This window comes from Streptomyces sp. NPDC033136, assembly GCF_055578235.1.
In genome coordinates, this window is record NZ_JBVIPD010000008.1 from 14,009 (window position 1) to 34,666 (window position 20,658).

14 protein-coding genes and 1 pseudogene are annotated in these 20,658 nt (G+C 74.1%); 3 read left to right on the plus strand and 12 right to left on the minus strand.

Annotated features, from left to right (window positions below; genetic code table 11):
• Positions 1–41: 41 nt before the first annotated feature.
• Positions 42–1,622, minus strand: a complete 1,581-nt coding sequence (locus tag ACZ5TL_RS16970; RefSeq protein WP_468590553.1) for a hypothetical protein — start codon at positions 1,620–1,622, stop codon at positions 42–44.
• A gap of 192 nt (positions 1,623–1,814) precedes the next feature.
• Here ACZ5TL_RS16970 and ACZ5TL_RS16975 point away from each other — a divergent pair, with 192 nt between their 5' ends.
• The gene (locus ACZ5TL_RS16975) at positions 1,815–4,853 is read left to right on the plus strand and encodes an AfsR/SARP family transcriptional regulator (RefSeq protein WP_468590554.1); all 3,039 of its coding nucleotides are present in this window, start codon (positions 1,815–1,817) and stop codon (positions 4,851–4,853) included.
• A 117-nt stretch (positions 4,854–4,970) separates the two neighbouring features.
• Here the strand turns inward: ACZ5TL_RS16975 and ACZ5TL_RS16980 are convergent, their stop codons facing one another.
• The 5 genes from ACZ5TL_RS16980 to ACZ5TL_RS17000 all read right to left on the minus strand — a co-directional run bounded on the left by ACZ5TL_RS16980 (position 4,971) and on the right by ACZ5TL_RS17000 (position 10,867).
• Positions 4,971–6,593 carry a glycosyl hydrolase gene (locus ACZ5TL_RS16980; RefSeq protein ID WP_468590555.1) on the minus strand — a complete coding sequence of 541 codons (1,623 nt, stop codon included), beginning with the start codon at positions 6,591–6,593 and terminating at the stop codon, positions 4,971–4,973.
• Positions 6,594–6,626: 33 nt separating this feature from the next.
• Entirely contained in the window at positions 6,627–7,868 is a 1,242-nt protein-coding gene (locus tag ACZ5TL_RS16985) for a hypothetical protein (protein WP_468590556.1), read from the minus strand.
• A 98-nt stretch (positions 7,869–7,966) separates the two neighbouring features.
• On the minus strand, positions 7,967–8,464 hold the full coding sequence (locus tag ACZ5TL_RS16990; protein ID WP_468590557.1) for a DUF4913 domain-containing protein: 498 nt from the start codon (positions 8,462–8,464) through the stop codon (positions 7,967–7,969).
• Between the two features lie 66 nt (positions 8,465–8,530).
• Positions 8,531–9,712, minus strand: a complete 1,182-nt coding sequence (locus ACZ5TL_RS16995; protein ID WP_468590558.1) for a hypothetical protein — start codon at positions 9,710–9,712, stop codon at positions 8,531–8,533.
• A gap of 114 nt (positions 9,713–9,826) precedes the next feature.
• Complete coding sequence (locus ACZ5TL_RS17000) at positions 9,827–10,867, minus strand: C40 family peptidase (protein ID WP_468590559.1); 1,041 nt, start codon at positions 10,865–10,867, stop codon at positions 9,827–9,829.
• A 186-nt stretch (positions 10,868–11,053) separates the two neighbouring features.
• On the opposite strand from ACZ5TL_RS17000, the gene ACZ5TL_RS17005 reads away from it, so the two are divergent.
• Positions 11,054–11,446, plus strand: coding sequence for a hypothetical protein (locus ACZ5TL_RS17005; protein ID WP_468590560.1), 393 nt, complete (start codon positions 11,054–11,056; stop codon positions 11,444–11,446).
• 644 nt (positions 11,447–12,090) lie between these two features.
• Positions 12,091–12,597, plus strand: a pseudogene (locus ACZ5TL_RS17010) (DUF418 domain-containing protein); the annotation flags it as partial.
• 37 nt (positions 12,598–12,634) lie between these two features.
• Here the strand turns inward: ACZ5TL_RS17010 and ACZ5TL_RS17015 are convergent.
• The 6 genes from ACZ5TL_RS17015 to ACZ5TL_RS17040 all read right to left on the minus strand — a co-directional run bounded on the left by ACZ5TL_RS17015 (position 12,635) and on the right by ACZ5TL_RS17040 (position 20,574).
• Complete coding sequence (locus ACZ5TL_RS17015; RefSeq protein ID WP_468590561.1) at positions 12,635–14,542, minus strand: type IV secretory system conjugative DNA transfer family protein; 1,908 nt, start codon at positions 14,540–14,542, stop codon at positions 12,635–12,637.
• The gene (locus tag ACZ5TL_RS17020) at positions 14,530–16,098 is read right to left on the minus strand and encodes an ATP/GTP-binding protein (RefSeq protein ID WP_468590908.1); all 1,569 of its coding nucleotides are present in this window, start codon (positions 16,096–16,098) and stop codon (positions 14,530–14,532) included. Before ACZ5TL_RS17020 ends, ACZ5TL_RS17015 begins: the two co-directional genes overlap by 13 nt.
• 257 nt (positions 16,099–16,355) lie before the next feature.
• A complete protein-coding gene (locus tag ACZ5TL_RS17025; protein ID WP_468590562.1) occupies positions 16,356–17,849 on the minus strand; it encodes an SCO6880 family protein in 1,494 nt (497 codons plus the stop codon).
• A gap of 276 nt (positions 17,850–18,125) precedes the next feature.
• On the minus strand, positions 18,126–19,382 hold the full coding sequence (locus ACZ5TL_RS17030) for a hypothetical protein (protein WP_468590563.1): 1,257 nt from the start codon (positions 19,380–19,382) through the stop codon (positions 18,126–18,128).
• Position 19,383: 1 nt separating this feature from the next.
• Entirely contained in the window at positions 19,384–20,268 is an 885-nt protein-coding gene (locus ACZ5TL_RS17035) for a DUF8175 domain-containg protein (protein ID WP_468590564.1), read from the minus strand.
• A gap of 21 nt (positions 20,269–20,289) precedes the next feature.
• Complete coding sequence (locus ACZ5TL_RS17040; protein ID WP_468590565.1) at positions 20,290–20,574, minus strand: hypothetical protein; 285 nt, start codon at positions 20,572–20,574, stop codon at positions 20,290–20,292.
• Positions 20,575–20,658: the final 84 nt, after the last annotated feature.

Here is a 20,658-nt window from a genome sequence, read left to right on the forward strand (position 1 = left end):
GGTCGGACGGGGACCGCTGTCGGCCACGCGGCGCCGAGCGGTCACACCGTGAGCTTCACGGCCTCCAGCCAGACGTCGTTGTCCAGGGTGCCGCCGAAGGTGAAGTCGGGGCGGGGCTTGCTGCACACCCGCCTGCCCCAGTCGCGCTGGCGCAGGCGGACGGTGTTGCAGATCTCGCCGCTGCCGACGTTCATGGCGAAGCCCAGCATGTTCGGGGCGTTCCGCTTCGCGGTGCCGATGGTGAAGTTCCTGCCGTCGCCGGTGACGGCCGTCCAGCTCGGCTGCCACTCGCCGCGGCCGTCCACCGGCTTCGAGGCGTGACGGAAGGCGTTGGCGGCCGACCCGTCGACGCCGTGCACCGCGATGTTGAGGGCTTTGATCGGCCGGTTCTGACCCGATGTGCCGGCGATCGTGCCGTCGCACACCGGCTTCTGCCAGCCCCGTCCGGAGACGTACGCGCGGTAGCAGATGTGCCGTCCGGAGGGGTCGCTCGCCGCGAGCCGCTTCACGGCACTGGCCGCGGAGTCCTGCGGGGGCTTCGCCGTGACGGTGGTGGTGGCCGCGGGGGGCCTGGCCGTGACGGTGACGGGAGCTCCGCCCCTGCCTTTCGCATCCGTGGTGTCCGTCGGCTTCGGCTCGTCCTTGCCCTTGCGCTTGTCCTTGCTCTCGCCCTCGGCCGACGGAGAGGCGGACGCCGAGACGGACGGGGGCGGGACCGGGAGCGGGGGCGTCCTGAGGATGGGGGAGGCCTCGGCCGAGGGCGAGCCGCTCGCACGCGCGGCGGCCCGCTCCCGGTTCCCGCCGTCTCCGGACCCGCCGCTGCCCAGGATCACCAGCGGTACGACGACCAGCGCGGCCACACCGAGTGCCACGGGCCCGACCACCAGGGGCCTGCTGAGCAGCCCGGGGCCCTCGAACTCGTCGTCCGACTGGCGGGACGCGGTCCTGCGGGCGGGCGCCGGGGCGGGCGCGGGCGGTGGTACGGGGCGGGGGCGGGCCGGCTCCGATTGGAGTCCGGGGGCCGGTTGCCTGTTCGCGCCCGGTCCGGTCCTGGGTTCCGGTTCCGGGACGCCGGGCGGCGGCCCGGTCGGCGTTCCCTCGGGCTCGGGCAGCGCGTACGCCGCCTCGTCCAAGTCGTCGGGGACGTCCAAGTCGTCGGGGACGTCGGGGACGTCGGGGGCATCGGGGGCATCGGGGGCGTCGCGGTCGTTGCCTCCGGCAAGCCCGGGACGCGGGCCGTCGGACTCCGCTTCGGCGCCCGTACCGGCAGGCGCGGTGCCCCCCTTGACGAGGGACGGTGCCGGAGCCTCCGGCTGCTGTTCCAGCAGCGAGCTGGAGCCGTCCGGGAAGACCTCTACGAACGCCACGTACCCCGCCGCGGGGTCGGAGACCGCCGCCGTGACGGGCGCGTCCCGGTCGCGCGCGTGCCCGTGCAGGAGGTCGAGGATCGCGGCGTCGGCCGCCTCCCCCTCCGCCACCGGCACCGGTTCACCGTCGACGATGGCGGACCCGTCGCCGGAGATGACCACCGTGAAGTGCGGGGACGGCTCGGACGGCCCACCGTGCGCGGCGGGTTCGCCTCCGGTGACCGGCTCGTCCGCTGCTTCTCCACCCCGGCTCATAAGCGTTCCTCTCTGACGTTCCCGGCCGCATGGCGCGGCCGGGGCCGTATCGGCGTTGCCCGCGTACCGCAACGGGCACCGGCCGCACTCGGTTCAACTCGTGGGTGACAAACGGGAGAACGGTCACGTCGGTGGAACGGTGCGCTCCGCCGACGTGGCCGTGCCGGAGCGGGGGCGCATTAGAGTCCGAGGGTGGACCACTACGTGAATGCCTTCCGTTTCGCTGTGCTGGGGCCGGTCCGGGCATGGCGCGGGGAACGGGAACTGGACCTCGGCTCGCCGCAGCAGAGGGTGGTGCTGGCGGCGCTGCTGTTACGACGCGGACGCCCCTTACCGCTCGGTGAACTCATCGACGCCGTCTGGGGGGAGGAGCCACCCGCCGCCGCCGTGTCCGTCCTGCGGACCTACGTGTCGCGCCTGCGCAAGGTGCTGGAGCCCGACCGCGGCCCGGCGGGGCGGCCCCGGGTGCTCGTCTCCGTCGGGGACGGTTACGTGCTGCGCGTTCCGGACGACGGCCTGGACCTCGCCGTGTTCCAGCGCCGCGTCGCTCAGGCGAAGAAGGCGCGTGCCGCGGGTGACGTGTCCGGTGCCGCGGACCTGCTTCGCGCCGCGCTCGACGGGTGGCGGGGCGCCGCGCTGACCGGACTCCCGGGCCCGCTGGCCGAGACCGTGTGCTCCTGGCTGGACGAGGAGTGGCTGTCCGCGCTGGAGGCGCGGCTGGACGCCGACATCGAGCTCGGACGCCACCACGAGGTGATCGCCGAGCTGATCCCGCTCACCGGCAGCCACCCGCTGCGCGAGGAGCTGTGCCGCCTGCTCATGCTCGCCCTGTACCGGTCGGGACGGCAGGCCGAGGCGCTGGCCGCGTACCGCAGAACACGCGGTGCCCTGGTGGCGGAGCTGGGCGTCGAACCCGGGGTGTCGCTCCAGGAGCTGCACGAGCGCATCCTGGCGGCCGACCCGGCCCTGATGCCGCACCGAGCTCCGAATCCGGCACCGGCGGCGCCCGGACCGGCCCGTCCGTCCGTCGGGGCCGCACCGCCCGGCGCCGTACCGGTGGAGGGCACGACGGCCGAGGGCACATCGGCCGAGGGCACGCCGGCGGGTGGGACGCCGCCGGACCATGCGGCCCGCCTCGACCCCGCCGACCCGCACGGCCCTCCGTTCCAGCCGGCCCGCCCCGCGCAACTGCCCGCCGACCTGCCCACGTTCGCCGGACGCAGTACCGAACTCGACCGGATCGGCGACCTGTTGCCCCAGGACGGCAGCCCCCCGGCGACCGTGGTGATCAGCGCGATCGGCGGCATGGGCGGGATCGGCAAGTCCACCCTGGCCGTGCACTGGGCCCACCGGATCGCCGACCGGTTCCCCGGCGGACAGCTCTACGTCAACCTGCGCGGCTTCGACCCGACCGGCTCCGTGGTGACGCCGGACGACGCCGTGCGCAGCTTCCTCGACGCACTCGGCGTCCCGCCGATGCGCATACCCGCCGGTCTCGACGCGCAGATCGCCCTGTACCGCAGCCTGCTCGCCCGCCGCAGGGTGCTGATCCTGCTCGACAACGCCCGCGACGCCGAACAGGTCCGCCCGCTGCTGCCCGGCTCCCCGGGCTGCCTGGTCATCGTCACCAGCCGCAACCGGCTCACCGGCCTGGTCGCCGGCGAGGGGGCGCACCCCCTGACGCTGGACCAGTTGTCCCCGGCCGAGGCCCATGACCTGCTGGCCCTGCGCCTCGGCACCGACCGGCTGGCCGCGGAACCGAAGGCCGCCGAGGAGATCATCACGCGGTGCGGCCGCCTGCCGCTGGCCCTCGCCATCGTCGCCGCGCACGCCCGCGCCCACCCCGCCTTCCCGCTCAGCGCCATCGCCGACGAGGTGAACGACAGCCATGGCAGCCTGGACGCCTTCGCCGGCGGCGACGACATCACCACCGACGTACGGGCCGTCTTCTCCTGGTCCTACAAGGCCGTGTCCGCTCCGGCCGCGCGTCTGTTCCGGCTGCTGGGGCTGCACGCGGGGCCGGACATCTCCGCGCCCGCGGCGGCCGCTCTCGCCGGGCTCCCCCCGCGTGAGGCGCGCGGGCCCCTCGCCGAACTGACCCGTGCCCACCTGCTCACCGAGCACTTCCCGGGTCGCTACGTCCTGCACGACCTGCTCCGCGTGTACGCCGCCGAACGAGTGCGCGCCGAGGAGACCCGGCAGGAGCGGGACCTCGCCCTGAGACGGCTGCTGTCCTGGTACCTGCACACCGCCGACGCGGCCTACCCGCACATCACCCCGAACCGCCGTCGCATCCCGCTGGAGCCGCCGCCGGAGGAGTGCCGACCGCTGGAGTTCACGACGCACGAACGGGCGCTCGACTGGTGTGAGACGGAACGGTCCAACCTGATCGTCGCGGCGCATCAGGCCGCCGAGGCCGGGCAGACGGGCATCGCGTGGCGGCTGCCCGCCGTCCTGTGGGGGTTCTTCTACCTCCGCAGCCACCTGCACGACTGGCTGGACACCGCGCGTACGGGGCTGGCCGCCGCCCGCCACGCCGGGGACCGGCAGGGGGAGGCCCAGGGCCTGTGCGACACGGCCGCCGCGCTGCGCAACGCGGGCCGGTTCGACGAGGCCATCGAGCACCTGCACCAGGCGCTGGGACTGCGCCGGGAACTGGGGGACAGGGCGTCGGTGATCGCCAATCTGGGCGATGCCTACCTGCACGCGGGCCAGCTCCGCAAGGCCGTCGAGTACGCCCGCCGCGGGCTCGCCCTCGACCGCATCGCGGGCAGCGTCTGGGGGGAGGGCATCGCCCTGTGCAACCTGGGGGACGCCTACCAGCGGATGGGCCGCTACGACGAGGCCGTCGACTGCCTCGAGCGGGCGCTGGTCGTGCTGCGGGCGGGCGGCAATCGCTGGGTCGAGGGCGTCACCCTCGACATCCTCGGCACGATCCACCACCGGCGCGGCCGCCACGGTGAGTCCGTCGAGTACTACCGCCGGGCACTCGCGACGCACCGGGACATCGGCAACCGCTGGGGCGAGGGCCACACGCTGGGCCACCTCGGGGACGTCCAACTCGACGGCGGGCAGACCGAGGCGGCCCGGGCGAGCTGGCGGCACGCCCTCGCGATCTTCGCGGAGTTCGGCCACCCGGACGCCGAGCAGGTCCGCGAGCGGCTCGACCGCCTGCCGGACGGTCCGGCCGACGCGTGTACCCGAGAGGCCGCGCCGAGACGGACCGCCTGACATGGATCTCCTTCGATCGTGAGGCCCGCCGGCGCACCGCGGGCGGGCCCCCGGACAACGGGTGCGGGGGGAGGATGGTTCAATGCCGGCGAGCCGTCCTCACCAGGAGGCGGTGCCTCAGCGCACCTCGCGGTAGACGCGTCCGCTCGCGTTGGGCTCCGCTCCGTCGTAGAGACCCGTCGGGCTGGTCTCCTTCGACAGCGCGAACCACGCGTACCGCTCCACGAAGTCCAGCCCGTTCAGCATCTCGGTCGAGGACCGGATGAAGTCGGCCTGCTCCTGCTCGCCCGGGTAGCGCGGGGTGCCCCCGGAGAAGTCGATCAGGGCGTACTCCGTGAGCCAGACCGGCTTCTTGTAGCGGTCGTGCACGGCCTGCAGATAGCCGCGCAGCTGGTCGGTGGCGCCGGGACCGAAGTCGGCGCCGTACCAGTGCAGGGGGATGAAGTCGACCCGCAGACCGCGCCGTTCGGCCCCCTTCATGAACCGGTCCAGCCAGCCGCCCTCGACGTCACCGCCGGAGGCGACCGCGGGCGCGCCCAGGCGCAGGCCGGTGGACTCCAGCCGGGGCCACAGGTCGAGGGCCTGTTCGGGCGACATGGTGGCCTGGCCCGGATGATCCGGCTCGTTGAAGCCGAGGAGCGCCTTCCCCTCGCGCGTGGCCTGTCCCAGTTCGGTGTCGGTGACCGACCCGGGACCCCAGATCATCGGGACGAACTCGACACCCTCCGGGGCGGTGACGCCGTCGGCGGTGGAGGCCCAGTTGTAGTACCAGGACGAACGGGAACCGGCCAGGGCCTCGGAGGCCCCCGCGACGGGATTCAGGCCGACGCCCTTGCGGGAGGCCGCCGGGGTGCCGCCCCCGCCTGGCCGCTCCGTGACCGCGGGGCCGGGCGCGGGCTCGGTACCGGCGTCGGACGGGCCGGCACCGCCGGTGCCGTGGAAGGTCACCGTCATGCCGGTGCACTTCCGGCACTGGTACACGACCTGGTTGCCCTGCTCGGCGTCGTGCTTGGACCAGCTGTACGCGGTCGGGCAGGTCGCGGCCAGCGCGTCACTGTAGGGCGTCTTCGCGTCCCGGTTCGGGTTGACGCACACCAGGGGCCGGCCGGTGGCCTCGTCTCTGACCAGGTTGTCCGCCGGGCAGGCGGCCAGCAGGTCCGTGGCGCAGCCCGCCGGCGTGCACTCGCCCGACTCGGGCGGCGCCACGCCGTCCGGCGTGACGGTGATCGGCGACGCGACGGCGTTGACGTAGCTGACGTTGTACCAGGGCGCCAGGCCGTCCTTCGGATCGAAGTTGAACTCGGCCAGACCTGTGGGCTGTTCACCGGTGACGCACCGGTCGGCAAAGGGTCCGCAGTCGCCGACGGCGCAGTGGAACGTGGTCCCCTCCTCGCCGGTACAGCCCTCACGGGCGAAGAACTTGCCGCGCCAGTGTCCGGCGCCGGAGTGCTCGGGAATGGTGACGGTGGCCGACTGGCCCGGGTCCAGCGTCGGCAGCCCGGTGAGAGCGGCCGACCCGTCGGCGTTGACCGTACTGCCGATCCATATGCGGTGGTCCGTCGTGTTGCGGAAGGTGACGGTGTGCTCGGGGGAGCCGACGCCGGCGGCCGGTGTCCCCGCGATGTCCACCTCGTTGGAGCGCCCGCTCTGGATGAGCAGGGCAGTGCCGGTGACACCGGCGACGACCAGGAGCAGCGCGAGCAGGAACGAGGTGCGTCTGCGGATGAGGGGCCTACGCATGGATCGCGCCTCCGGTGGGGGTGACGTACGTCATCAACGTCCTCTCTTCTGGGGGGTGGTGGGCGTGGTGGGCCGGTGGACGGACGCCGGGCGGTGGGGACTCGTCCGTGAGTCGGGGGCGCCCGGGGCCGTGGGGGTGCGTCGGGTCGCGAGCGTGTCGCGCACGGCCGCGTGTCCCTCACCGCTGAGCAGCGACGGCAGGGGCGCTGCCGGTGTCGGGGGCGACACCGGGGTCACGGGGCTCGAGGGCCCGCCCGTGAGGACGCCCTCCACCGACCCGGCCGCATACGAGGGCCGCTCGGCCTGCTGAGCGGCCCGCTCGGCCGCCTGGAAGGCCTGCCCGTCGGCGGTGTCGTGGGGGTTCGGGGTGTTGGTGGGGGTGGTGCCGCGGCGTTCCCATTCCGCCCGTTCGGCAGCCAGGAACGCCTGCCCGTCGCTCAGGTCGTTCCGGCGGGGTGCCCCCGAACTGCTCCCGCCCTGCCCCACGGCAGGCTGCCGATCCGGCGCCGTGCGTTCCCAGCGCGCACGCAGCGCCTGGAACTGCTTCTGGTCGTCCGCCATGATCCGGATCCGGGCGGCGTCCATGGCCTCACCGGCGGTGAGGGTGCTCCTGCTCTGATCCGTTCGCGCACTGTCGTCGGTGGCGGCGTTCGTGGACGTGACCTGCGCGGTCCGAGGTGCGTCGTCCTGCGCGGACGTGCGCCCCCGTCGCGACGGGGCCGCGCTCGCGGACGTGTCCCGCAGCGACTCCCGCATGTACGCGTTGGCGGCGTACCGCGCGACGGCCGGCATGCTCTCCGGTGACTGCTCGAACGCCTGCTTCCAGCTCTCGTCGGTCCTGACCAGGTGGAGGACCGCGTCCTCGAAAGCCTCGTGCTGAAGCGTCGACAGCCGGCCGATCCGCTCCCCGAGGCGTGCCAGGTCGGGATGCGGCGGTGGCGCGGGGGCCGCTTCGGGTGCCTCTCGGGGAGCGGGAATCCGGGCGGGCGCCCGCGCCGCCGGGGCCGGCTGCCAGGGCCCGGCTCCGTCAGCGACGGCGTGGTCCCCGCCCGGCGGCGCCACCGCCGGCCGGCCGGAGAGCCGGTCGACGAACCGGCGCAGCCGCGCCCCGAGGCGTGTCCAGAGGCCCGCCCTGTCGTTCGCGTGCCGTTCGTTGTCGCGGCGCTCGTCCCTCAGCCGGTACTCGGTCCTGATCAGGTCACGTGCCAGTGTGGCTTCGGGACGGTCCTTGACCAGCCGGTTCCGGCCCGGGGAGGCCGCGTTGTCATCCGCCACGGTGCCCCTCACTCAGGTCGGAAGGTGCGGACACGAGGCGACAACGGACCGGGGAGGGCGGGCGGTTCAATGCCCGGTGCGCCTCGGCTCCGCCTCCGTCACGCCGCGTCCGGCGGGGGCGGCGGAGGCGGTCCGAACGGGTCGAGGAAGTCGACGGGGGGAGTCTCCTTCCCCCGATGCGCGCCGGGCTTGCAGCCGGCGAAGGGCCCCTGCGGATCCCGCAGGGCGGCCATCACCGGCCCCAGATAGTCGCGATGCCAGTTGGCGGGACCGATCGCCTCGGAGCCGGGCCCCGTCATGTCCCCCCAGGCCAGCCACAGGCCGTGCAACTGGGCGACTGCCTCCGGGTGTTCCCACCAGCGACCGCACCACGGAGCGGTGGAGGTCACCTCCCTGCCGTACACCGGCAGCAGCACGTGGTGCGTCCACAGGGTGAGGCGCCGCAGGGCATCCGCGTACTCGGAGCCCTCCAGGTAGAGGATGAACTTGGGCGGGGCCGGTTCCGCTGGTGCGGGAGGCGGCGCGGACTCCTGCCCCCTCTCCGGCTCCCGTTCCCACATCCGCTTCTGCCTGCCGGCCGCGGTGTCGGTCGTCATGGTGCTCCCAGGGGCGAGTGTTCGGCGGAGGCCGGACCGGCCCCCGCCGAACGTCATGCGTCGTGGCTACAGGGCCGGGCCGCTGCTGCCGCCGCCGCGCTTCTGCTGGTGGCCCTGTCCGTGCTGGTGGCTGTTCCTGTGCCTGGTGGTGTTGGAGGACTGCTGGCTGTTCTGCCCGTCCGTCGGGTAGTAGGAGTAGGACGAGACCGACCTGGACACCGGGTTCTGCGGAGCCGGATAGGTGCTCTGCTGGTACGGCTGCTGCGGGGTGTAGGAACCCGACGCGTACGACTGCTGCGGGCTGTAGTCGCCCGAGCCGTACGACTGCCGCGGGTAGGGCGTCTGGGCGGGCGGCCGGCCGTACGGGTCGCTGCCGGAGGACGTCGAGCTGTGCCGGGTGCTGGACGGCGCGAGGTCGGAGAGCCGGTAGTCCTGCATCTGCTGGGTCAGCGAGGTCATGCTGGCGTGGTACGGCGTGCCCAGCTGGTATCCGCCCGCCGGTACGGGCGGAACGGGGCTGACCGGCAGGGGGGGCGCGGGCGTGGGGGCCGGGGGACGGCTCGAGAACCAGGGGGCCGCCCCGGCGGCCAGCCCGGAGCCGATGGCGCCCACGGCCATGCCCACCTGGGCGGCGCCCGGGTTCTGCTCCGCACCGGTGCTGTAGCCGCCGTACACGCCCGCGAACCCGGCCGCGGCCAGGTCCAGGCTCATCTGCGTGTAGTTGACCTTCTCGGGCGACTTCTCGGGGTGCCGGTAGTTCGACCAGAGCTTGGAGAGTTCCTTGACGCCCCGGTACGCCGACACCAGCCCGGAGATGGTGACGCCGCCGCCGTACGCACCCTGCCCGGCCGTGGCGGCGGGCGCCGCGGCGGGCTGGCCCGCGATACCGGCACCCTGGAGGACGGCGCCGCCGCCGACGCCGAGGGACTCGATGAGCCGGGTGTCGTTCTCCGCGACCCATTTGGCGGCCGAGTTGGCACCTTTCTTCATCCCCGAGACGACCTTGTCGCCCACCCGGTAGAACCACTCGTTGCTGCCCGCCGGGGACCAGGGGGTCTTCTGCGGCATCTCGCGCAGGGACTCCGGGTCCAGGTTCGGGGCGTCCCTCAGGACGCGGTCCGACGGGGGCGCCGGCGGCAGCGTCTCGAAGAGTTCGCGCAGTCCCATGCTGGACGCGCTCGATTCGCTCTCCCGGCTTCCGGACGACCCAGTGGGTGAGTTCTTGCGCTTCTTGTCCTTGGGTGCCATGCCGTACCTCCTTGTGGTCCGGTGCGGAGCCGGGCCCTTCGTGGCCGGCCCCGGCTCGCTGAGGGACAACAACGGAAACCGGACGGAACGGGTTCAGGCAGCCGGTCCGCCTCCTCAGGCGTCCGGCCGCACCGCCCCGAGGATCTCCATCGACCCGGCCGGCGCCACCGTCACGTGACGCCCCGGGCGAGGGGCGTGGATCATCCGGCCGTCGCCGATGTAGAGGGAGACGTGGGTGGCGTCGGCGTTGTAGATGATCAGGTCGCCGGGGCGCATCTGTGAGACCGGGACGCGGTGCAGCAGCCGCCACTGCTCCTGCGAGGTACGTGGGATGGCGACACCCGCCTTCAGCCAGGCCTGCGAGGTGAGACCGGAACAGTCGTACGAGTCGGGGCCCTCGGCGCCCCAGACGTACGGTTTGCCGAGCTCCCGGGTGGCGAAGGCCACGGCCTTGCGGCCCGCGGTGCTGCCCTCGGTGCCGGCACCGTCGAGGACGCCCGACCCCACCCACTCCGCCTGGGCCGCGTCGGCGGTCCTCCGCTCGAGCGCGGCCAGCTCACGGCGCTGCTTCTCCTCCAGCCGCGACTCCACTGCCTGCGCCTGGTCGATGCGGGTCTGGATCGTCCTGCGGTGGGAGTTCAGGGAACCGCGGTTCCGGCGCAGCCGCTTCAGCTCGTCGGCCGCCTCGTCGCTGCGGGTGCGCAGCTCGTCCTCCGTCGCGGTCAGGGTCTTGATCACCCGGTTCGTGCCCAGGTGTGCCTGACGGACCAGCGCCGCGTTGTCCAGGGCGTGTTCGGGGTCGTCGGCGAGGACGAACTGCACCTCGGCGGGGACACCGCCGCCGCGGTACTGGGAGCGGGCCGCCGCCCCGGCCAGTGCGGTCAGGCGGCCCAGCTTCCGCTCGGTGGCGGCCACTCGGGCCTTGAGCGTGCCGAGGTGCTTCTCCTGCCGGGTCACCTTGCCGTCAAGGGCGTTGTACCTCTCCGTGGCGGCCTCGGCGTCGTGGTACAGGCGGTCGAGTGCGGCGCGCACCTCGGGGAGGGTCGCCGGCTCGGCACGGGCGGGTGGGTGGAGCGTCGCCGTCAGGGCCAGGGCGAGGGCCAGTGCGACAGCGGCCCCCGTCCGGTGGCCGTGCGCGCCGGGTATCCGTCTCATGCGGTTCGTGGCTCCCTTCGTAGGCGCCGCGTGGGCAGGGATGGTGCGGCAGGGATGGTGCGACGTGGAGGAGTCATCGGGTCGCCCACACAACGGGCCCGTGCCGCACGGAGGTTCAAGGAAGGTGTGAACCGCAACGGACCCCCGGCCCGTTGTGCGCTCAGGGCGCCAGGCGAAAGGGTGGGTATGAACGCGCATTTGGTGCTGCTCGCGCTGTGCACGGGGCTCGGTCTCGGTTTCCTGCTGGCCGCCGTGCGGGCGGTGGCGACGGCCGCCGCGCTGTACGTGCGCGGCCGGCGGGTGACGGGCCGCGTGACGCCGCGCGAGGCGGCCGACCCGCGGCGCGGCGGACTCGTCGTGTTCCGCGACCACTTCGGCAGGGAGATCGTCCTCGATCCGGGACCGTACGGGCCGTTCTACGGAGTGCCCCCGGTCGGCGGCACCGTGCCCGTGGTGTATGAGCGGGAGCGCCCCACCCGGGCCAGGCTGTGGACGACCCGGCATCTGCTTGCGCCGTCGTTCGGGTGGTTCCTGTCCGCCACCGTGGCGTTCGGCACCGGGGTCGTGACGGCGGGGTGAGGCCGGCCGGCGCCTCGCAGGACCGGCCCCCGCGGCTCGGCGAACTCGATGTGCTGCGCGGGTTCGCCCTGTTCGGCATCCTGGTGGTCAACGCCCTGCTGGTGGCGGGCCCGTACACGGCCTTCGGCGGTGCGCCGGGGGCGCCGGCGCCGGACCGGGTCGCCGCGTGGGCGGTGACCGCGCTGGTCACCGCCAAGTTCTACGTCCTGTTCTCCTTCCTCTTCGGCTACAGCTTCGTCCTCCAGGCCCGGTCGGCGCGCCGTGCCGGTGCCGCCTTCGCACCCCGCCATCTGCGGCGCACGGCGGGACTGTTCGTCCTCGGGGCGGCGCACGCGGTCCTGCTGTATCCAGGCGACATCCTGACGACGTACGCCGTCCTCGCCCTGGTGCTGTACGGGCTGCGCGGGCTCTCCGTCCGGGCCGCGCTGCGGGTCGCCGCCGCCCTGCTGCTGCTCCTCTCGGCGCTGCTGCTCGGGTACGGGCTGCTGACCGTGGCCCTCACCGAGCCGCTCGCCGCCGGCGCTGACGCGCCCCGTGCCGCCGAGCGGGTCGCCGCCTACCGGGGTGACGCCGGTTCTGTGCTGGGCACCCATCTGCGCGACCTGCCGGCCGCGATCGGCACCGATCTGCTGTACGCGCCCGCCATGCTGGCCGCGTTCCTGGCGGGGCAGGCGGCGGCGAAGTCCCGGCTGGCCGAGCGGCGCGGCCGGGACCGTGAGTGGCTGCGCCGGACCGCCCTGCGATGGCTGCCGCCGGGCCTGGCCGGTGGCGTAGCCGCCGCCTGCTGCGCGAGCGGGCCGCTGGACAGCCGCTGGTTCCTGGTCGGGCAGGCGGTGACGGTGCTGACCGCCCCGGCGCTCACGGCGTCGTACGCCTGTGGTCTGCTCCTGCTGCTCCCGCGGGTCGAGGACCGACTCCCGGCGGCGGCCGGTGTGCTCGCCGCCGCCGGGCGCCTGGCGCTCACTCACTACCTCACCCAGTCACTCGTCCTCGCCTGGGTGTTCAGCGGGTACGGGCTCGCACTGCACGACCGGGCCGGTACGGTCATGGTCCTGACCGGGTGCGTCCTGCTCTACGCCGCCCAACTGGCCCTCGGCGCACGGCTGTCGGCGCGGGTGCGGTACGGGCCGGCCGAGCAGATGCTGCGTGCCGTGACGCTGGGCGGGCGCGGCGGCTGTCGGCGAAGGGTCACGGCACCTGCTTGGACAGCGGCACCCCAGGGGCCCCAGGCGCCCCACCTGCCCCAGAGAGCCCAAGGACATCCGGTGCCCCCTGTGCCCCAGGCGTCCCCTGCACCCCAGGCACCCCCTGCGGCCACGGCAGACCCGGACCATCGGGCGGACCCGGCGGAAGACGGCGTGCCGCGCGCTCCGTGATGGCCGCCGTCTCCGCCTTCGCCGCCGCCGAGATCGCCGCGGCGCCGGGCTCCTTGTACCAGGGGCGCAGCCGGATCAGCGCGGGCTTGACGCCGGTGGCGAGCAGCAGTGCCGTGCCCTTGGGCAGGGCACGGATGCGGTCCGGCGGCAGGACGGCCTCCTGGCGGTAGGAGTACGACCGCGACGTGCCCTCCTTGCCCCGGGAGACGGTGGGGGTACGGACGTCGTGCTGGCCGACGAGCGTGGAGATCTTCTGCACGAAGTCGGCGTCGTCCAGACCCGCGCCGAGGAGCTTGACCGTCGCCGCGCTCCACAGCGCGTCCATGCCGACCTCGCCCCACACCCGGGCGCCCTGGCGGTAACTCTGCAGCAGCGTCACGACGTTGATGCCGCGGGAGCCGAAGTGCGAGTACAGGTCGGGCAGATCGGAGATGCGGCAGACGTTGGCGGCCTCGTCGAGGACCGCGGTCAGCGGCGGATCGAGCCGGCCGCCCATGCGTTCGGCGGCGACCACACCGGCCCGCATCGTCGCGTCGGCGAGTCCCGCGATGACGCCGGCCGCGGAACCGCCGCCGTCCTTGGAGAGCAGGTAGAGCGTGTCCTCGCCGAGGACGTGCCGGTCGGGACGGAACTCCGGGAGCCGGGGATCGGGCGAGACCCAGGCGAGGATCTCCGGGTCGAGCAGGCAGGACACCGTCTGGCGGGCGGTCTCGTAGATGCCGTCCCGGGTCTCCACCGCACCGCGGACGGTCCCCTGCAACTGCTCGGCCATCGCGACGAGTCCGGCGTCGCGCAGCAGGTCGACCGGGGTGCGGTCGGCGGGGTCGGCGAGCCAGCCGAGCAGCTCGTGCAGGGGGGTGCCGCTGCGGGCGGCGGCCAGGAAGAGGGCGGTGAGGGTGTTCTGGGCGGCCGAGATCCAGAAGTCCTTCTTCGCCGTGTCGTCGTTGACGGACGCCACGAAGTGACCGGCCATGCGGCGGGCGCCCTCGATGGTGTGGCACTCGCCGAGCAGGTTCCACCACATGGCGCGCGGGGTGTGGGCGATGCCCTGCGGGTCGAACGTCCAGACCGTGCCCGCCCGCTCGCGCTCGGCGCGGGTGACGGCGTACACGTCGGACTTGTTGGAGGTGAGCAGGACGGCGCCCTGGGCGCGCAGCACCCGGGGGACCGCGATGCCGGTCGATTTGCCGGCCCGCGGCGCCATCAGGTCCAGTTCCACGTCCTCGTAACTGCTGCGCAGCTCGGGTCCGTTGGGGCTGAGGTCGCCCAGGAGGTTGCCGGTCTCGTCCGGGTGCAGCCGATCGCGGCCCGCCAGGGTGGGGCGCAGTTCGCGGGCGCGGGCCTCGATGCCCTTGGGGCACATCGCGGCGAGCTCGCGCCGCCCGGCCAGGCCCTTGGTGCCGCCGGTCCGGCCCAGCAGGAAGCGCACCAGGAGGGCGACGGGCAGGGCGACGAGCCCCAGCAGGCCGAGCATGCCCCCGTAGAGCGCCGCGGCCGGGGCCCCGGGCCACAGGCCGGCGGGCCCGGCGGAGACCAGCTGTGACACGGTGGACAGGGCGAACGGGGGGCCGTCCCAGCCATGGCCGGTCAGCCCGGACCCGAGGGTCCCGCCGGACCAGGCGACGGTGAACATGACCAGTCCGGTGCCGGCGAGCGCCACGATCGCCCACGGCAGCTGCTCGTGCGCGGAACCGGTGCCCGGAGCCCTCACGCGGTCCACCTCCCCGCGTCGCCCCCCGCCACCGGGCCGTCGGGTGCGCCCGGCATCGCGTACGCCCCCTCCTGAGCGGCCCGTGCCACCTGGGCGGCGGTGTGGGCGAGTTCCTGCTCGACCGCCCGCTCGACGGCCTCCTCGTCCGGCGTCCACCGGGTGTTGGTGTTGTGCAGCCGGCGTTCGGCGTCGGTGATGGCGACCTTGATCGGGATGCCGGGGCGTCCGCCGACCTTGATGAGGAAGCGACCCCGTCCGGGCGGCTCCTCGTGCTCCCCGGAGACCCCCCAGCCGGGCGGTGAGGACCACGACGACACGAGCTCGATCTCACGCCGGGACAGACCCACCACCTTGCCCAGGTCCTCCATCTCCGCCTTCGGCAGCCCCGCGCACACCACCATCCCCGCCCGCTCGACGAACCCGCGGGCCTTGGCCCGGTCGGCGTCGGTGCCGAGGGCCTCGGCGTCCTTGAGCGTATGGGTGATCTTGGCGTCGCCGAGGCCGAGGGAACGGTTCAGACGCGTCAGCGCGTCGATGCGGTCGACGATGCCGGAAGCGGCGCGCAGCGGGCGCCACAACTCGTCGAGCACCGTGAAGAACCAGCGCCGCGGCTCGAGCCCGGCGTCCGCGAGCGCGTGCGAGGCGGCCACCGTGCCGAGCCCGTCGGACCAGGCGGCGAGCATCGCGGCGGCGGTCAGCTGGGTGTCGGCCTCACCGATGCCGGAGATGTCGATGCACACCGCGGGGGCGGCCGGGTCGATGCGGGTGGAGGTCTCGGAGGCGAAGGTGTCGCCCAGCGGACCGTCGAGGATGCCCAGCAGGGAGCGGTGCAGCGGGTCGACGGCGTCGCGGTAGCGGGCGTCGTCGCCCCGGTCGAGGGTGACCGCGCGCACCCGGTCGGGTCCCTCGGCGAGCACCCTGAGCACGTCCGGCAGCAGGACCGTACGGCCCGGCGGGGTGCGTTCGCGCAGGTGGTGCAGGACGGCGGAGAGCACGGACTGCTCGTGGTCGTCCATCGGACGGCCACGCACGATGGTGATCAGCGCGGCCACCATGTTCAGCACCCGGCCGTGCGTCTCCGCCTTCAGCACCTCGCCCGCCTCGCCGCCGATCCGCGCCGCCGCCGCGCCCATGGCGCCCGGGTCGAGGACGTTGATGCCGCCGCGGCCGCGGCCGATGGAGATCACCTGGCCCCCGAGGGCCCGGACCGTGTCGGCGTAGTCGGGCTTGAGGTCACCGAGGACCAGCGGGACGACCCCGGTCGCGGAGAGCCCGATCAGCATGCGGTTGACCAGCGTGGACTTGCCCAGACCCGGCATGCCGAGCATGAACAGCGACGGGTTGGAGATGTAGCGGGCCCGGGTGAACCAGCTCAGCGGGTCACCGCAGACCGTGGCCCCGGTGAACAGGTGCTGCCCCAGCGGTACGCCCGTCATGGGTGAGCCGGAACCGGCGGCGAACGGCCACATGCCGCACGCCTGCACCGTGGTGGCCCGCCACATGGTCGGCGGGTCCAGATAGCCGACCCGCCCGCCCCCGGCCCCGTACCAGCCGCGCGGGGGCACATGGACCTCGCGCGGGCGGGAGCCGTCCCTCTTCCCACCGCCGCCCGGCCTGCCGCCGTCCCCGCCCGGCCCCTCGCTCCGCCCGGCCTTCCCCCGCCCCTCGCGCTCTTCGCGCTCCTTGCGCCTTTTGCGGCCCCCGCGCCCGGACTTCTCCGGCCGGGCGGCACCCGCTCCGGCGCGCAGCGCGGCCAGTTCCTCGCGCGCCCGCAACTCGGCCAGCCGGTCGGCCTGTTCGGCCCTCTTCTCCTCGCGGCGGCTCACAGCGCCTCCTGCAGTTCGTGCGGGATCAGGGTCTGCTCCCACGGGAGGATCCCGGCGGGCAGCGTGCAGCTGAACGCCGCCGCCTGCATCCGGTCCGCGGGCCGCATCAGCACCCGGGAGGCGGCCGTCAGATTGCGTACGGTGACGCTCGCGTCGGCCAGCTGCTCCATGGTGTCGACGGTGACCGTCAGCATCAGCGAGAACTCCACGAGCCCCGCGCCCGACGCCTCCTCGGCCGCGGTCTGCTCCGCCGCCCGCATCTCCGAGGCCGCACGGGCCTGCACCATGCCCCGGCCGGACGTCGCCATGAACTGGGCGCTGCGCCGGTCCGCCTCGACGATCCGGGCCGAGGTGGCCGGGTCGATCGGCCGGTACACCAGCGCGACCCGCTTGCGACGTGTGCCGGGCGCCGCTTCCAGCATGCCCCTCAGCACCGAGGACCGTACGGTGCCGCGCGGCGCCAGCGTCATCAGCCAGGTCCGGGACACCCCCGAGTCGTGCTGGTAGCTGCCCACGGTCTCGACGGCGGCGGCGGGACCGGCGTCGTCCCACTCCAGGCCCGTACCGCCGTGCTGGGCGCGGGCGTCGAGGACGTCGGCGGCGACGGCCGGGTCGTAGGCGACCCGCACGACCTCCGCGATGCGCTCCGCCGACAGCGGGTAGGCCGCTCCGCCACCGGCCGCCACCAGACCGCTGAGCAGGCCGGGGATGCGGATGGCGAGGTCGGTGATCACGTCCTCCTTCTTCCGCTTCTGGTGCGCGGGGACGCCGTAGGTGAGGCTGACGTAGGTGTGCATCTCGGAGGACGCGGTGGGGTAGCGCTCGACGACCTCCTCCATCACGGCACGAGCCGCGGCCGGCGCGTTCGCCCGGATACGGGGCAGTACCTCGTGGGCGAGCCGGGTGCCGGGGTCGGGGGCGGTCTCCACGATCACGGACGCACCGCGCAGGCCGGGCTCGTGGGCCAGCCGGGCCAGCCACTCGCCCCACAGGGCGACCCAGACGTCCACCTGGTCGGGGTCGACGAGCGAACCGCCGTCGGGGTCGCAGCCCAGCACGATCGTGTACAGGTTGCGGTTCGGGTGGTGCAGCACGCCGAAGGGACGGTCGTAGGCGTCCCGGCCCTCGGTCGCTGTCACCTTGTTGAGGAGACCCGGCGGACGGAACCGGCCGCCGGGCCGGGCGGAGAGCGGTCCGGAGACGTACAGGTGCGCCCCGTGGGCCCTGCGCCGCCGCCAGCCGATGCGCAGGGCGATCAGCTGGTAGACGTTGCGGCCGTCCTGGGTGCGGATGGCGAGCGGGACCAGGAGCACCGCGACGGGGGTGAACACGACCATCGCCGCGTACAGCGAGATCAGTGACGCGAGCAGCGTGAGGACGAGCCCGCCGAAGACACCGAAGGTGCCGACGAGTCCGAGCGGACCGAGCCCCGGACGCCTGGGACGGCGCCAGTTCCCGTAGGTCGGCTGGGTGACGGCTTCCGTGGACATGAGGGTCCGATTTCCCTTCGTGGAGTGGTCGGGTGACGGCAACGGGAACGGCAACGGGCGCGGGCGCGGGGCGGGGGAGGCGAGGGTGGCGGGGGAGGGGACCGCCGGGCTCCTCGGGGGGATCGGGAGCCCGGCGGCCGTTCGTGGTGCGGCCGTTCGTGGTGCGGCCGTTCGTGGTGCGGCTGTTCGGTGGTGCGGCGGGACGGGCGTTTGCGGGGACGGCGGGCCCGTCCGGGGCCGCAGGGGGCACGGGCGCAGGGGGCACGGGCGCAGGGGTCAGGTGTTGTGCCCCTTGTCCGGGTCGGCGCCCTCGAGGGATCCGGAGGCGGTGCGGCCGAGGACCTGCGCCGCGGTCACCGCCGCCCCGACCGCGACCCCGACCGGACCGCCGGCCGCCGCGGCGGCCCGGCCCGCGCCGGCGGCCGCCCCTCCGGAGCCGCCGCCCGCCCCGGCTCCCGGGGCACCCGGCGGTCCCGCGCTGCCGGGACCGGGCGCGCCCGACGCGCCGCCGGAACCGGAGGAGCCCTGTGAACCGCCCGAGCCGCCCGCACCGGACGCCCCCGACGCGCCCCGCGGACCGCTCTGCCCGCCGGCGCCCCCGCTGCCTCTGCCGCCGACACCGCTGCCGCCGGCACCGCTGCCGCCGAGCGAACGGGCGCCGGACGCCAGGGACCCTCCCGCCGTGGACATCGCCCCGGACATCGCGGACGCCCCGCCGAGGGCGGCGGTGGCGGGCACGACGAGCTTCAGCAGTGCGGGCAGGGCGACGGCGGACAACAGCATCACGCCGATACCGGCGATGCGTTCGTTGATGTCGCTCCCGCCGTCCCGGCCCGAAGTGATCATGGCCGAGCCCGCATACAGCACCAGACCGGCCGCCGGCTTGTACAACAGCCAGGCGATCATCCAGCCGAGGTGCTTGCGCCACCAGCCGCCGCCCCAGTCCGTCATCGAGGCGGCGGCCGCCAGCGGAAGGGTGCCCAGCAGCAGGACCATGACGCCGAGGCGGATGTAGAGCAGGATCGTGTGGATGATCCCGGCGATCAGCAGCAGGAAGGCGAGGACCAGCAGCAGGAAGGACTCGATGCCGTTGCCGTCGGAGCAGGCGCCCACGGCGCTCAGCTGCTTCTCCGCGCCCGCGTTGAACAGGTACGTCGAGTAGTCGTCCGCGAGGGCGGCGGCGGCCGTGACCACGGTGGTGGCGGCCCCCGAGACGAGGACGACCCGCATGATGCCCTTCAGCGCGGTCGTGCCGGCCGCACCGCGCCGTTCGACCGCCATCCGGGCGGACGCGAACAGCAGCGAGCCGACCGCCAGGTAGACCACGATCCACTGGGTCTGGCTGTTGATGTCCTGGGCCGTGGTGGTCCCCGAGAGGGTCGGGATGCTGGTGGTCAGTGCCCCGAACACCGCGATGGCGCCCGCGAGCACGGCGTTGGCGACTCCCTCGACGATGGTCCCGATGGGGTCGCCGAGGAAGCTGAAGAATCCGACCGCGATGTCGACGATGGGATTCCCGGTCGGGCACGCCATGTCAAACCCCCCACAGGAGATGGCCGTTCGTTCCCTGGACCGCCTTCACCGGCGTGTGCAGGGCACCGTTGCCGGAGGGCTGGACCTTCCAGTCGCCACCGCTCCAGCGCACGGTGACGGAGGTCGTGGCGTAGCCCTGCCCGGTCTTGAGCAGCAGTTCGACGGTCGCCGCCGCACCGGAGTAGGCGGGCACCGAGAATCCGGCGTAGGAGGCGACGGACGAGCTGCCGGTCCCGGCCCCCGCGCCCGGACGGGAGCCCGAGCCCGCGCCCGAACCCGAACCCGGCCCCGATTTCGAACCCGAGCCCACATCCGAGCCGGTGTCCTGTCGGCTGCCGTCGCCGTCGCCCGGGGCGTCGTCCCGGACCGTGGAGCGTTTGAAGACGAACAGGTCCCGGGCCCGGCCGGCCACGACCTGCTCTCGCGCGATGGTCCGCCAGTCGGGCCCGCTCATCTGCGAGGGAATGATGTGGGCGGCCAGTACGGCCCCGGCCGGTGTGTGCGCGAAGCACCACCACACGGGCCCCTGGGTCAGGGTCGGACCGGCCGAGGCCGAGACGGGCACACGCGTGACGTCGAGGGTGTGCCAGTCGACGTCGCTGGGCGGAGCCGTGGGCATGACGTCGCCGCCGCTGTCGTCCGTGCGGCACCCGTCGGGCCGGCCGTCCTTCATGGCCGGGGAGCCGGACAGCGGCCCCTTCGACGCCGGGGCGCCCGCGCGGTCACCGGCGGTGTCCCGGTCGGCCGTCAGCGCCACGATCCCGCTCAGCAGGACGACGACGCCGAGGAACGCCGCCGACACCTGCCAGCCGCGCTGCCTCCAGTACGGCCCCGACGGATCGGACCGGTACCGGCGTGGCTCCCGGTACTCCCTGCGCGTGAACATCTCGACCGTCCCGTCGTCGGCTCAGTTGAAGACGAAGCCGACCAGCGGACCCGCGGTGGCGACCAGGACGCAGCCGCCGAGCACCATGCCGAGGCGGCTCATGTGCTCGGAGCTCTCACCGCGCTTGACCGAGATGGCCATCATCGTGCCGGTGATCAGCACCCCGGCGACGCCGGCGGCGGTGCCGGCCCAGGCGGCTATGCCGAGCACGGTGTTGACCTTGCTGGTCAGTTCGCCGGGGGCGTTGCTCTGCGGCTGGGGCACGCCGGCGGCGAGCAGGTGGGTGGCTTCGAGGAGCAGGGACATGGGATCTCCGAGTGGTCGGCGCCCGCGGCGTGAGCGGCGGGCGTGAGAGCGGGCGAGGTGAGTGGTGCGGAGGACGTTCGTGGC